We start from the raw sequence: 13,950 nt of genomic DNA, 5'->3' as shown, positions 1-13,950 counted from the left end.
CGGCACCGCTTTGCAATCCTTCGGGCGCCGGCATCGGCGCCCGCTCTCTCACCACCCGGTCAAGAAGCTGAACACCAGCCAGAACAGGCACAGCACGATGGCGCCGGTCAGCAGCAGCGTCAGGATCAGACGGCCGCGCAACAGCATGCTGAGGGTGATGCCGATCAGCACCGACAGCGGCATCAGCGCCAGGAAGAACGGCCAGGTATAGAGCAGGAAAAACAGCGTGTTGGAACCGTAAACCAGGAACGGCAACGCGAACGCCAGCCAGTAGAAAACAAAGCCGCTGACGCCGCCCAGGAAAGAATAAGAAGGCTCCTCTCTCTCCTGTTTTGACTGCTTGGAGTCGATCAAGATAGGCGTGACATTTTGCATAGTGATCCCTGGTTATTCGGCTCGCTCTGCGGCGGCTTAGAGTAAAAAGCGCATGGCGAAAAACGCCACACGCTTTTTTTGAATTCAGGGTTTGATAATAGCCTGGCCACGCAACACGTCTAACAATTGCGCAATCAAATTTGTTACCAATTGTTGGCCATCAAGGTGGATTTCCGGCTGCTGCGGCGCCTCGTAAACCGCGTCGATACCGGTGAAGTTGCGCAGTTCGCCGGCGCGCGCTTTTTTATACAATCCCTTCGGATCGCGCGCCTCGCAGATCGCCAACGGCGTGTCGACGAACACTTCGATAAAGCGATCGTCGCCGAGCATTTCGCGCACCATCTGCCGCTCGGCGCGGTGCGGCGAAATAAACGCGGTCAGCACCACCAGCCCGGCATCCACCATCAGTTTGGCCACTTCCCCCACCCGGCGGATGTTCTCGCGCCGATCCTCGTCAGAGAAGCCGAGATCGCGGCACAGGCCGTGGCGCACGTTATCGCCGTCCAGCAGATAGGTGCTGACGCCGAGCTCGTGCAGCGCCTGCTCCAGCGCGCCGGCGACGGTGGATTTGCCCGAGCCGGACAGCCCGGTAAACCACAGCACCACGCCGCGATGGCCGCTGCGCGCTTCGCGATCCGCGCGCGTCACCGCATGCGGATGCCAAACCACGTTCTCATCGTCCGGCCCGGTCGCCCTCAGTTCAGCGGCCACCTTATCGACCACCGAGCAGATCACGTGCGCCCCAGTGCGGGAAGTGCTTACGCACCAGCGCATTCAGCTCCAGCTCGAAGGCACTGAACTCGCCGTGCGCCGCCGGGGTGGCCTGCAGCGTTTCGCGCACCAGACCGGCGCCTACCGTGACGTTGCTCATGCGATCGATGAAGATCAGCCCGCCGGTGTCGTGATTGCTCTGATAGCTGTCCAGCACCAGCGGCTCGTCGAAGGTCAGCTCCACCAGACCGATGCCGTTAAGCGGCAACGTGTCTGCCGGGTGCTGCGCCAGCGTATTGATCTCCACCTGATGGCGGATACTCTCCACGCGGGCGCGGGTCTTTTTACCGGCGATCTTGATGTCGTAGCTCTGGCCCGGCACCAGCGGCTGCTCGGCCATCCATACCACGTCCACCAGCGCGCTCTGCGCCGCCTGCAGGCTTTCGCCGGCGTCGACCAGCAGATCGCCGCGGCTGATGTCCACCTCATCCTTCAGCACCAGCGTAATCGCCTCGCCCGGCACCGCCTCTTGCAGATCGCCGTCGAAGGTCACGATGCGCGCCACGCTGGACTCCACGCCGGAAGGCAGCACTTTGACCCGTTGCCCCACCCGCACCACGCCGGCGGACAGCGTGCCGGCATAGCCGCGAAAATCGAGGTTCGGGCGGTTGACGTACTGCACCGGGAAGCGCAGCGGCTGGTTTTCTCGCTCGCTGACCACGTCAACGCTCTCCAGCACTTCCAGCAGCGTCGGGCCGCTGTACCACGGCATATGGGCGCTTTCGCTCGCCACGTTGTCGCCGTCCAGCGCCGACAGCGGCACGAATTTGATGTCCAGATCGCCTGGCAGCTGCTGGGCAAAGGTCAGGTAATCCTGTTTGAACTGCTCGAACACCGTTTCCTGGTAGTCCACCAGATCCATTTTGTTCACCGCCACCACCAGATGGCGAATGCCCAGCAGGGTTGCGATAAAACTGTGGCGACGAGTCTGGTCCAGTACCCCTTTGCGCGCGTCGATCAACAGGATCGCCAGATCGCAGGTGGAGGCGCCGGTGGCCATGTTGCGGGTGTACTGCTCATGCCCTGGGGTATCGGCGATGATAAATTTGCGTTTTTCGGTCGAGAAATAGCGATAGGCCACGTCGATGGTGATGCCCTGCTCGCGCTCGGCCTGCAGGCCGTCCACCAACAGCGCCAGATCGAGCTTCTCGCCCTGGGTGCCGATGCGTTTGCTGTCGCTGTGCAGCGTCGACAGCTGATCCTCGTAGATCTGGCGGGTATCGTGCAGCAGGCGACCTATCAGGGTGCTTTTGCCGTCGTCGACGCTGCCGCAGGTCAGAAAGCGCAGCAGGCTCTTGTGTTGCTGCGCGTGCAGGTAGGATTCGACGCCGCCCTGGTCAGCGATTTGTTGTGCAATTGCGTTGTTCATCCGGCGGCTCCTTAGAAATACCCTTGACGCTTTTTCAGCTCCATCGAGCCGGACTGATCGCGGTCGATCATCCGCCCCTGGCGTTCACTGGTGGTGGAGACCAGCATCTCTTCGATGATCTCCGGCAGGGTTTGCGCCTGCGAATCCACTGCGCCGGTCAGCGGCCAACACCCCAGGGTGCGGAAACGCACCATGCGCTGGCTGATCACTTCGCCCGGCTGCAGATCGATGCGATCGTCGTCCACCATCATCAGCATGCCGTCGCGTTCCACCACCGGGCGCGGTTTCGCCAGGTACAGCGGCACGATGTCGATCTTTTCCAGGAAGATGTACTGCCAGATGTCCAGCTCGGTCCAGTTCGACAGCGGGAAGACGCGGATGCTCTCCCCTTTGTTGATCTGGCCGTTGTAGTTGTGCCACAGCTCCGGCCGCTGGTTTTTCGGATCCCAGCGGTGGAAGCGATCGCGGAACGAATAGATGCGCTCTTTGGCGCGCGATTTCTCCTCGTCGCGCCGCGCACCGCCGAAGGCGGCGTCGAAACCGTACTTGTTCAACGCCTGCTTCAGGCCCTCGGTCTTCATGATGTCGGTATGCTTGGCGCTGCCGTGCACGAACGGGTTGATGCCCATCGCCACCCCTTCCGGATTTTTATGCACCAGCAGCTCGAAGCCGTACTCTTTCGCGGTGCGATCGCGGAACTCGTACATTTCGCGGAACTTCCAGCCGGTATCGACGTGCAGCAGCGGGAACGGCAGCGTGCCGGGGAAGAACGCCTTGCGCGCCAAATGCAGCATCACGGAAGAGTCTTTGCCGATGGAATACAGCATCACCGGGTTGGCGAATTCAGCGGCGACTTCACGGATGATATGGATACTCTCCGCCTCCAATTGCCGCAAATGAGTGAGTCGTTTTTCGTCCATAACAGGTCCTTAAAAGCCTTGCCTATGCCAAATTCACGACGGCCGGGCGCGCGGCCCCTTCCGTCTGCGATTGATGCCCGAACCAGGCGATTTGATGGTGCAGTTCCACCACTTCGCCAATCACCAGCAGCGCCGGCAGCGGCGCCCGTTGGGCCAGATGTTCCAGTTGATCCAGCGTGCCGATCTGCACCTGCTGATCGGCGCGCGTGCCGCGACTGATCACCGCCACCGGCGTATCGGCAGCGCGGCCGTGGGCGATCAGGCGTTGGCTGATGTCCGCCGCCTTCATGGTGCCCATGTAGATAGCCAGCGTCTGCCGCGCCCGGGCCAGATCGGCCCAGTCCAGGCCATCGCCGTCGGGGCGGCAGTGGCCGGTGATAAAGGTCACGCTCTGCGCGTGGTCGCGGTGCGTCAGCGGAATGCCGGCGTAGGCGGTCGCCCCCGCGGCGGCCGTGACGCCCGGCACCACCTGGAACGGAATGCCGGCGGCGGCGGCTACCTGCAGCTCTTCGCCGCCCCGGCCAAAAATGAACGGGTCGCCGCCCTTGAGGCGCACCACGCGTTTGCCCTGCTGCGCCAGCTCCACCAACAGCCGGTTGGTCTCTTCCTGGATCACCGAGTGCGCGCCGGCGCGCTTGCCCACGCAGATGCGCTCGGCGTCGCGGCGCACCAGATCGAGGATCTCGCCGCTGACCAGATGGTCATACAGCACCACGTCCGCCTGCTGCATCACCTGCAGCCCGCGCAGGGTCAACAGCCCCACGTCGCCCGGCCCGGCGCCCACCAAGGCTATCTCACCCTGCACGCCTTCATCGCCTGCGGCGAAGCTTTGCAAATCCTGCTCAAGCTGCCGCTCCGCCTGCGCCGTCTGGCCGTTGGCCACCAGCGTGGCGAAACGGCCGCCGAAGGTTTTCTCCCAGAAACGGCGACGCTCGCCGATCGAGGCCAGCCGCTGTTTGACCTGGCCGCGCCAGCGGCCCGCCACCTGCGCCATCTGCCCCAAACTGGCGGGCAGCAGCGCCTCCAGCTTTTCGCGCAGCAACCGCGCCAGCACCGGCGCCTGGCCGCTGGACGATACGGCCACCACCAGCGGCGAGCGATCGATGATCGACGGGAAGATGAACGAGCAGCGCGGCTGGTCGTCCACCACGTTGGCTAACACCCGGCGTTTATCCGCTTCGGCAAACACCGCGGCGTTCAGCGCGTTGTCGTCCGTGGCGGCGATCGCCAGAAACACGTCGTCCAGCTGCGGCGGGTCAAAGGTTTTCCCCAGCCAGAGCAGTTGCCCTCGCTGACGTTGTTGTTCCAGTTCCGGTGAGAGCGACTGCGCAACTATCCGTATTTCAGCCCCGGCGCGCTGAAGCAGATCGACTTTGCGCGCAGCCACGTCACCGCCGCCAACGACCAGCACCGGACGTTGTTTCAGATCGGCGAATATTGGTAGATAGTCCACAACAGCCTTTTCATATAACAGAAAGATAGTGTGACTATACGGGCTGAGATTTAGCCTCTGAAATGACGAAAAGGAATGATTAGTTCCTTTATGGAATATAGGCCGCAACGCCAGAGGCAAACGGTGATAATCGCACGGCGGTTTGCGCATTCGCGCGAAAATTAAGAGACGGGGAAATTGTGTAATGCCGCCCGGCGTCTCATACTGGGTGCCGCAGAAAAATGATCGGCAGCGCCGATAGCAAAGAAGGATTTTTCGGTATGTTTTCCCGTTTTTACCTGAAGACCAGCCTGCTGGCCCTCGCACTCGGCGGCGTCTTCAGCGTTTGTGCCGCACAGCCCGCAAAAGACGCGCCAATGGGCCGTTTCGCCGCCGAACAGACCCGCCACATCGCCACTTACTTCCCCGGCCGCATGGCGGGCAGCCCGGCCGAATTGCTCACCGCCGACTACCTGAAGCAGCAGTTCGCCAAGATGGGTTACCAAAGCGACATTCGCAGCGTCAACACGCGCTACCTCTACACCAGCAAAGACGGCAAGAAGAACTGGAACAACGTCACCGCCAGCTCGGTGATCGCCGCCCGCAACGGCGACAACCCGAAACAGATAGTGATCGTCGCCCACTTCGACACCTACACGCCGCAGAGCGACGAAGATCTGGATAACAACCTCGGCGGCCTGACGCTGCAGGGCGTCGACGACAACGCCTCCGGCATCGGCGTGATGCTGGAACTGGCGGAGCGCCTGAAAAGCATCCCCACTGCCTACGGCCTGCGCTTCGTCGCCACCAGCGCCGAAGAGCTCGGCTCGTTGGGCGCACAGAACTACCTGCAGCGCATGAGCGCGGAAGAGAAAAGCAACACCGTGCTGGTGATCAACCTCGACAGCCTGATCACCGGCGATCGCCTGTACTTCAACGCCGGGCGCAACACGCCGCCGCAGATGGCGAAACGCTCCCGCGATCGCGCGCTGGATATCGCCCATCGCTACGGCATCGCCGCCGCCAGCAATCCGGGTAGCGCACAGCATCCGAAGGGCACCGGCTGCTGCTCCGATCAAGAGGTATTCGACGCCGCAGGCATCCCGGTGCTGTCGGTGGAGGCCACCAACTGGTCGCTGGGCGACAAGGACGGCTACCAGCAGCGCGCCGTCAGCCCGCACTTCCCGCAGGGCATCACCTGGCACCGCCCGCAGTATGACAACCTGCAGTACCTGGATCGCTACCTGCCGGGACGGATCGACAAACGCAGCCGCGACAGCGTGCAGATCCTGCTGCCGCTGATCAAAGAGCTGGCGCAGGCGCACCCGCCGAAAGCACAGAAGAAAAAGTAGCCCGCAAAAAAACAGGGCCCAGCATTGCTGAGCCCTGTCGTGTGATTCGCCTCGTTTAGCCTTCGTGCAGGCCGCACTCGCGCTTCAGCCCGAAGAAACGCGTCTCTTCCTCGCTCATGCCCGGCTCCCACTTCTGGGTGGTATGGGTATCGCCTACCGACAGGTAACCCTGCTCCCACAGCGGGTGATAGTTCAGCCCGTGCTCGGTCAGATACTGGTAAATCTTGCGGTTGTCCCAGTCGATGATCGGCAGGATCTTGAACACCCCGCGCTGCACCGCCAGCACCGGCAGATTGGCGCGGCTGCCGGACTGCTCGCGCCGCAGGCCGGCGAACCAGCTCTGTGCCCCCAGCGTCTCCAGCGCGCGGTTCATCGGCTCAACCTTGTTGATCTGGTTGTACTTTTCAATCCCTTCCACGCCCTGTTCCCACAGCTTGCCGTAGCGCGCCTCTTGCCAGGCGGGAGACTGTTCGGCGCGGAACACCTGCAGATTCAGCTTCAGCTGGTCGGTCAGTTGATCGATAAAGCGGTAGGTTTCCGGGAACAGGTAACCGGTGTCGGTCAGGATCACCGGGATATCCGGCCGGATGCGCGTCACCAGGTGCAGACACACCGCCGCCTGAATGCCGAAACTGGACGAGAGTACGAACTCGCCGGGCAGATGCTCCAGCGCCCATGCAACGCGCTGTTCGGCGCTGAGGGTCTCCAGTTGGCCGTTGACCACCGCCAATGCCAGCGCCTGCCCGGATTTGGGCAACGCGTTCAGCGCCGCCAGATCGAATTCAGCCATGTTGTCTCTCCTGCTACTTGAAATTACCTGTGCGGCCCCTCTGCCCAGGGACCGCCCGGCCTCACTCCCAGAAATCTCGCGCCGGATCCAGCACCGGTTTGACGATGCCCGCGCGAACGGTGAAGTCGCCGAAGCCTTCGCCGGCGTTGCGCTCCTTCGCCCAGCGCCCCACCAACAGGTCGATCTCGCCCAGGATCTCGTCTTCGTTGATGTTCTCGCGGTACATGCGCGGAATGCGCGTGCCTTCGCGGTTGCCACCCAAATGCAGGTTATAGCGGCCGACCGCCTTGCCCACCAGCCCCAGCTCCGCCAGCAGCGCGCGGCCGCAGCCGTTCGGGCAACCGGTGATGCGCAGCACGATATGCTCGTCGCCCACCCCGTGCCGATGCATGATCCCTTCCACCTTGGTGACGAACTGCGGCAGGAAGCGCTCAGCCTCCGCCATCGCCAACGGGCAGGTCGGGAACGATACGCAGGCCATCGAGTTCTTGCGTTGCTCGCTGATCTCGTCGTCGATCAGGCCATGATCGCGCGCCAGGGCTTCGATCTTTGCCTTCTCGCTTTCCGGCACGCCGGCGATGATCACGTTTTGGTTCGCCGTCAGACGGAAGTCGCCTTTATGGATCTTGGCGATCTCCGCCATGCCGGTCTTCAGCGGGCGCCCCGGATAGTCCAGCAGGCGGCCGTTCTCGATAAACAGCGTCAGGTGCCACTGATCGTCGATGCCCTTCACCCAACCGATGCGATCGCCGCGGCCGGTGAATTCATACGGCCGGATCGGCGCGAAGGTGATGCCGGCGCGCTTTTCCACTTCGGCGCGGAAAACGTCCACCCCGACACGTTCCAGCGTGTATTTGGTTTTGGCGTTCTTGCGATCGGTGCGGTTGCCCCAGTCGCGCTGCGTGGTCACCACGGCCTCCGCGACCGCCAGCGTATGTTCGAGTGGAATGTAGCCGAACTCGCTGGCCTGGCGCGCGTAGGTTTTCTTGTTGCCGTGCTCGATGGACAACCCGCCGCCCACCAGCAGGTTGAAGCCTACCAGCTTGCCGTTTTCGGCGATCGCCACGAAGTTCATGTCGTTGGCGTGCAGATCGACGTCGTTCTGCGGCGGGATCACCACCGTGGTTTTGAACTTACGCGGCAGGTAGGTCGGCCCCAGAATCGGCTCTTCGTCGGTAGTGGCCACCTTCTCCTGATCCAGCCACACCTCGGCGTAGGCGCGGGTGCGCGGCAGCAGGTGTTCGGAGATCTTCTTCGCCCACTCGTAGGCTTCCTGATGCAGCTCGGACTCCACCGGGTTGGAGGTGCACAGCACGTTGCGGTTCACGTCGTTGGCGGTCGCCAGCGCGTCCAGCCCCAGGCGGTTCAGCAGCTGGTGCACCGGTTTGACGTTGCCTTTCAGAATGCCGTGAAACTGGAACGTCTGGCGGTTAGTGATGCGAATGCTGCCGTACAGCGTGCTCTCCTGCGCGAACTTGTCGATGCCCAGCCACTGCTGCGGGCTGATGATGCCGCCCGGCAGGCGGCAGCGCAGCATCATGGCGTGGCGCGGCTCCAGCTTCTGCTCGGCGCGTTCGGCGCGAATATCGCGGTCATCCTGCTGATACATGCCGTGAAAACGGATCAGCAGGAAGTTGTCGCCGTTGAAGCCGCCGGTCAGGCCGTCATTCAAATCTTCGGCGATGGTGCCGCGCAGGAAGTGGCTCTCCTTCTTCATGCGCTCCGCATCGGCCAGTTTGCCTTCGACTACCAAAGGCCCGGGGTGTTTATCACTCATCAGTAAACATCTCGCTGATAACGGCGCTCAAGGCGCAGCTCACTTAAAAATTCATCCGCCTGCTCGGTATCCATGCCACCGTGCTCGGCCACCAGTTCCAGTAATGTGTTTTCCACGTCTTTCGCCATGCGATTGGCATCGCCGCAGACGTAAATGTGCGCGCCTTCCTGAATCCAGCGCCACACTTCCGCGCCCTGTTCGCGCAGTTTGTCTTGTACGTATATTTTATGTTGTTGGTCGCGGGACCAGGCCAGATCGATGCGGGTCAGCAGGCCGTCTTTCACATAGCGCTGCCATTCGACCTGATACAGGAAATCTTCGGTAAAGTGCGGGTTGCCGAAGAACAGCCAGTTCTTGCCGCCGGCGCCGTCGGCGTCGCGCTGCTGCATAAAGGCGCGGAACGGCGCGATGCCGGTGCCCGGGCCGATCATGATCACCGGCGCTTCCGGATTGGCCGGCAGGCGGAAGTTGTCGTTGTGTTCGATAAACACCCGCACGTCGCCGTCCTCCTCCAGGCGATCCGCCAAGAAGCCGGAGGCGCCGCCGCTGCGGGCGCGCCCGTCGATGTCGTAACGCACCACGCCTACGGTGATGTGCACTTCGCTTTCGTTCTCCGCCTGCGAAGAGGCGATGGAGTACAGGCGCGGCGTCAGCGGGCGCAGCAGACCGACCAGCTGTTCGGCGCTCAGGTCCGCCGGCGCCTGACGCACCATGTCAACGATCGGCGTGTTGTGCGCATAGTGCTGCAGCGCGGCTTTATCCGCCAACAGGCCGATCAGCGTTTCGTCGCGCGACAGCGCGGCGTATTTATCGACGATCGGCGTGGTGTTCTGCGTCAGTTCGAAATGGCTGCGCAGCGCCTGCGCCAGCGGCAGGGTTTGCCCTTCCACCTCGACCGGCTCGTCGCCTTTCAGCCACAACAGCTGCACCAGTTCGTCCACCAGCGCCGGATCGTTGTCGAACCATACGCCGAGCGCATCGCCCGGCTGATAGCGCAGGCCGGAGTCGCCCAGATCGATCTCGATATGGCGCACGTCTTTATCCGACGCGCGGCCGGTAATTTTCTGATTGACCGCCAGTTGGGCGGTGAGCGGCTGTTCCTTGCTGTACGGGCTGCTGTCGATCAGATCGACCGCGCCGCTGGCCAACACGCCCGGCGCGGCGCTTTCCGCCGGCGCGCGCGCCTTCAGCACCGATACCACCTGTTTGCGCCAGGCGGCGGCCAGTTCCTGGTACTCCACGTCGGCGTCCACGCGCTCCACCAGGCGCTCGGCGCCCAGCTCGGCCAGCTTGCCGTCGAAATCCTTACCAGACTGGCAGAAATTCTCATAAGAGGTGTCGCCCAGCCCGAACACCGCAAAAGCGGTATCATTCAGCTTCGGCGCCTTCTTCGAGAACAGGAATTTATGCAGCGCCACCGCTTCTTCCGCCGGTTCGCCCTCCCCCTGCGTCGAGGCGACGATCACCAGCAGGCGCTCTTGAGCTATCTGCTTGAACTTGTAGTCGCCGGCGCTGATCAGCGTGGCGCTCAGATTGGCGGCCAGCAGATCGTCGCGCAGCTGCTCCGCCAGGCGGCGCGCATTGCCGGTCTGCGAAGCGGAAATGATGGTGATGCTGGCGGCAGCCGCAGGGGCGACAGGCGCAATGGCCACGGCTCCGGGCTGTTGATTGACCATGCCCCAAAAATAGCCGGACAGCCACGCCAGCTGCGTCGGCGAATAGTCGCCGATCGTCGCCTGCAGGCGCGCCAGCTGTTCGGGCGTCAGCGGGAGCAAAGATGTTGGAGGAGCCTGAGTCGTCATTGCTGTACTTATTTCCTATACTTAGCGCCTTTCCTGCCAGGCGCGCGCCAGTGTCAGTCGCTGTCTCTTCGCTGCGTCGGGTGTGCGGAAAAGATCAGGAGAGTTTGTAAGGTTACCGAGCAGAATAGCAACGATTAAATAAGGGATAGCAATAAATCATAACCAAAATGACTAAGCTGTTTTTCTGGTAAGGGATAACGCTTAAACCGTTAAACAAAGTTTTTTATCCAGATGAAATTAAAGCGCTTTTTTTCATCGTTTTTTCACCGTTCAACATTTCGGCTCATTACCCCAGCCGATAGGTGCCGCAAACACCAAACAAAAAAAGTGTTAACCGGGCGCAGTTATCGCGGCGCTAGACCATAACGGTATAAATGGCAAGCAGACGCGCTTTCCGGTACTATGCGGCGGTTTTTGAGTCAATGAGGCCGTAATAATGGCAACCACGCTGTTTAAAGATTTTCAGTTTGAAGCCGCACACCGTTTGCCGCACGTGCCGGAGGGCCATAAATGCGGCCGCCTGCATGGGCATTCGTTTATGGTGCGTCTGGAAGTGACCGGTGAAGTGGACCCCCACACCGGTTGGGTGATGGATTTCGCCGAGCTCAAGGCTGTGTTTTCCCCGATCTGGGAGCGGTTGGATCACCATTATCTGAACGATATTCCAGGATTGGAAAATCCCACCAGCGAAGTGCTCGCCGCCTGGATTTGGCAGCAGCTCAAGCCCCAGTTGCCGGAACTGACTGCGGTGATGGTGAAAGAGACCTGTACTGCGGGATGCGTATATAAAGGTTAAAAGAAAGGGCGCCGCAAAGGCGCCCTGGTTTTAGGCGATGTTCAGATACTTGTGGGTCTGCATCGACAACCGCCAGTTGCGCGCGATACAGGTTTCGATGCACAGGCGGGTCGCCTCTTCTTTCTGGCTGATCGGCTGCAGCGCAATAATCCGTGCCTTGTCGTCCTGCAGCGTCGCCAGCAGCGCGTCCAGCGCCTCGATGTCGCGCTCGCGCGCCACCGGATGCTTCACCTCGTCGGCGCGCCGCAGCGCCTGATCCAACACCTTCATGCCGCCGCGCATATTCACCTTCGGCGAAACCGTCACCCAGGTTTTGGCGGAACAGCGAATGTCGTGGGTGCCGCTGGTCTCAATCTGGCAGCCGTAGCCATGCTGTTCGAACAGCTCGGTCAGCGGCGTCAGATCGTAGATGCAGGGTTCGCCGCCGGTGATCACCACATGGCGCGCGGTGTAACCTTGTTGGCGCATCACCGCCAGCAGCTGCTCGGCGCCGGCATTGCCCCAGGCGTCGCTTTCCTCTGTTTTGACCAGGATCCGTTGCAGGTCGACTTCCCGATTGGCTTCCTTTTCCCAGGTATGTTTGGTATCGCACCAACTGCACCCTACCGGGCAGCCCTGCAGGCGGATAAAAATGGCCGGCACGCCGGTGAAAAAGCCTTCGCCCTGCAAGGTTTGGAACATCTCATTGATCGGGTACTGCATCGGTTTCTCAATCTGGAAAAGTAAAAAGCGATTATCGCAGATTCCGGCCCGCCGACCAAACGGCCAAAATTGTATTAAATTTTATTCTCCGCGCCGCCGCCAGCATATCCCACCGCCAATGGCGCTCATTTAATTTGTGAGTCGTGCTTTGGCCTTTCATCCGCGGTGCAACCTGCTCCACAGAAAACAACACGCAGTTAACAAATAAGATAATTATATTTGACATAAAGCGCCGACGCGCAGATGTATATACAAGCAAACACAAGCCGAGCGCCAGTTTCGGCCACGTTCCATCCATCACGACTACATCTGCGTTTAGAGGGTGCCATGACTCATTCCACCAGCGAGTTGAACATTCAGCAGGCCATCGACGACAGCAAGTTTTCGCTGTTTCACTGGACCCTGATCATTCTCGGATTCCTGATCCTCGCCATCGACGGTTTTGATACCGCCGCCATGGGCTATATCGCCCCCTCGGTCGCCAAAGACTGGGGCATCGTCAAACAGGATCTGGGGCCGGTGCTGAGCGCCGCGCTGCTGGGGCTGTCGCTCGGCGCGCTGATCGCCGGGCCAATCTCCGACCGCATCGGCCGCAAGCGCGTGCTGGTGTTTTCCTGCCTGTTCTTCGGCCTGTCGAGCCTGGCCACCGCCTACGCCGGCTCGCTCAATAGCCTGACGCTGTGGCGTTTCCTCACCGGCCTCGGGCTGGGAGCGGCGATGCCCAACGCCATCACGCTGATCTCCGAATACGCGCCGCAGCGCTGCCGTTCGCTGGCGATCAATACCATGTACTGCGGCTTTCCGCTGGGCGCGGCCGGCGGCGGTGCCATTTCATCGTGGCTGATCCCGAGCTACGGCTGGCACAGCGTGCTGTTGCTCGGCGCCATTGCGCCGCTGGCGTTGACGGTCTTGCTGATCCTGCTGCTGCCGGAATCGGTCAAATATATGGTCAACCGCGGGCAGGATGCGGCGAAGATCAAGCGCATCGCGCAACGCTTCGTCAGCCAGAGCCTTGACGGCGTGACGCGTTTTTATCTGTACGAAGAGAAGCTGACGCAGGCCAAGACCAGCGTCGGCCTGCTGTTCAGCCGCCCTTACCTGCTCGGCACGCTGATGCTGTGGGTGACCTACTTCATGGGGCTGGTGATCTACTACGTGTTGCTGAGCTGGATGCCAATCCTGATGCAGGGGCTGGGCTATCAGCTGGAACAGTCGGCGATGCTCACCTCACTGTTCACCTTCGGCGGCACGCTCGGCATCCTGGTAGCCGGCTGGCTGATGGATCGCTGGAATGCGCACAAGGTCGTCTCGAGCGGCTTTGTCGTCACCGCCCTGCTGATCGTGGCGATGGCGACCGAAGACAAGCAGATCGTATTGCTGGGCGCCTTCATCTTCCTGATGGGCGTCACCATGAACGGTGCGCAGTCCGGGCTGCAAACGCTGGCGGCCACCTTCTACCCCACCCACAGCCGCGCCACCGGCATCGCCTGGATGCAGGGCATCGGCCGCTTCGGCGGCGTCGCCGGCACCATGATGGGCGCCCAACTGCTGGCGATGCAGTGGGAAGTGCAGAGCATCCTGATGTTCCTGTGCGTTCCGGCGCTGATCGCCGCCATCGCCACGGTGTGCAAGATGAGCCGCAAGCCGATGTTGCAACCGGCCGCCTGAGCCTGGCAAGCCCGCCCACGGCGGGCTTTCTTCCCGCGGTGATAGGGCTTGTTTATCCTCCGCCGCCAACTGTAATCAGTCTGTAAAAATATTGTGACTAGCCGCCCAAAAATGAGTCATTTTTAATTCATTTTTGCCGAACAGCTCACTTTTCTCCGGCTTTTCGTACATGAAGCCGGCGATGAAAAATCGCATA

At 61.4% G+C, this 13,950-nt stretch carries 12 protein-coding genes; 3 read left to right on the top strand and 9 right to left on the bottom strand.

Features of this window, described 5'->3' with window-relative positions; translation table 11 throughout:
* Positions 1–48: 48 nt before the first annotated feature.
* The 5 genes from V8N38_RS03595 to cysG form a co-directional block, all read right to left on the bottom strand.
* Positions 49–375, bottom strand: a complete 327-nt coding sequence (locus V8N38_RS03595; RefSeq protein ID WP_004932611.1) for a DUF3561 family protein — start codon at positions 373–375, stop codon at positions 49–51.
* A gap of 84 nt (positions 376–459) precedes the next feature.
* Positions 460–1,149: an adenylyl-sulfate kinase gene (gene cysC / locus V8N38_RS03590; RefSeq protein ID WP_147839745.1), complete on the bottom strand. Its 690-nt coding sequence runs from the start codon at positions 1,147–1,149 to the stop codon at positions 460–462.
* Positions 1,088–2,515 carry a sulfate adenylyltransferase subunit CysN gene (gene cysN / locus V8N38_RS03585; RefSeq protein ID WP_055316082.1) on the bottom strand — a complete coding sequence of 476 codons (1,428 nt, stop codon included), beginning with the start codon at positions 2,513–2,515 and terminating at the stop codon, positions 1,088–1,090. Before cysN ends, cysC begins: the two co-directional genes overlap by 62 nt.
* Before the next feature lie 11 nt (positions 2,516–2,526).
* Complete coding sequence (cysD, locus tag V8N38_RS03580; RefSeq protein ID WP_004932620.1) at positions 2,527–3,435, bottom strand: sulfate adenylyltransferase subunit CysD; 909 nt, start codon at positions 3,433–3,435, stop codon at positions 2,527–2,529.
* A gap of 22 nt (positions 3,436–3,457) precedes the next feature.
* On the bottom strand, positions 3,458–4,888 hold the full coding sequence (gene cysG, locus V8N38_RS03575) for a siroheme synthase CysG (protein WP_147839744.1): 1,431 nt from the start codon (positions 4,886–4,888) through the stop codon (positions 3,458–3,460).
* 260 nt (positions 4,889–5,148) lie between these two features.
* Between cysG and V8N38_RS03570 the strand changes: the two genes are divergently transcribed.
* Positions 5,149–6,219 (top strand): aminopeptidase, encoded by a 1,071-nt coding sequence (locus V8N38_RS03570; protein WP_049272587.1) that lies wholly within the window; start codon positions 5,149–5,151, stop codon positions 6,217–6,219.
* 55 nt (positions 6,220–6,274) lie between these two features.
* Here V8N38_RS03570 and V8N38_RS03565 read toward each other — a convergent pair whose 3' ends face one another.
* The 3 genes from V8N38_RS03565 to cysJ all read right to left on the bottom strand — a co-directional run bounded on the left by V8N38_RS03565 (position 6,275) and on the right by cysJ (position 10,588).
* Positions 6,275–7,009 carry a phosphoadenylyl-sulfate reductase gene (locus V8N38_RS03565; RefSeq protein ID WP_060440758.1) on the bottom strand — a complete coding sequence of 245 codons (735 nt, stop codon included), beginning with the start codon at positions 7,007–7,009 and terminating at the stop codon, positions 6,275–6,277.
* A 61-nt stretch (positions 7,010–7,070) separates the two neighbouring features.
* The gene (gene cysI, locus V8N38_RS03560) at positions 7,071–8,786 is read right to left on the bottom strand and encodes an assimilatory sulfite reductase (NADPH) hemoprotein subunit (RefSeq protein ID WP_087762921.1); all 1,716 of its coding nucleotides are present in this window, start codon (positions 8,784–8,786) and stop codon (positions 7,071–7,073) included.
* Complete coding sequence (cysJ, locus tag V8N38_RS03555; protein WP_060440759.1) at positions 8,786–10,588, bottom strand: NADPH-dependent assimilatory sulfite reductase flavoprotein subunit; 1,803 nt, start codon at positions 10,586–10,588, stop codon at positions 8,786–8,788. The genes cysI and cysJ overlap by 1 nt, the downstream gene beginning before the upstream one ends.
* Before the next feature lie 436 nt (positions 10,589–11,024).
* On the opposite strand from cysJ, the gene queD reads away from it, so the two are divergent.
* Entirely contained in the window at positions 11,025–11,384 is a 360-nt protein-coding gene (gene queD, locus V8N38_RS03550; protein ID WP_004932638.1) for a 6-carboxytetrahydropterin synthase QueD, read from the top strand.
* Positions 11,385–11,414: 30 nt separating this feature from the next.
* Here queD and queE read toward each other — a convergent pair whose 3' ends face one another.
* Positions 11,415–12,086 (bottom strand): 7-carboxy-7-deazaguanine synthase QueE, encoded by a 672-nt coding sequence (queE, locus tag V8N38_RS03545; protein ID WP_047728915.1) that lies wholly within the window; start codon positions 12,084–12,086, stop codon positions 11,415–11,417.
* 327 nt (positions 12,087–12,413) lie between these two features.
* On the opposite strand from queE, the gene V8N38_RS03540 reads away from it, so the two are divergent.
* The gene (locus V8N38_RS03540; protein ID WP_015376678.1) at positions 12,414–13,754 is read left to right on the top strand and encodes an MFS transporter; all 1,341 of its coding nucleotides are present in this window, start codon (positions 12,414–12,416) and stop codon (positions 13,752–13,754) included.
* Positions 13,755–13,950: the final 196 nt, after the last annotated feature.

The sequence above is a fragment of the Serratia nevei genome (genome assembly GCF_037948395.1).
Taxonomy (GTDB): Bacteria; Pseudomonadota; Gammaproteobacteria; order Enterobacterales; family Enterobacteriaceae; genus Serratia; species Serratia nevei.
This window is presented reverse-complemented; position numbering and strand designations above follow the sequence as displayed.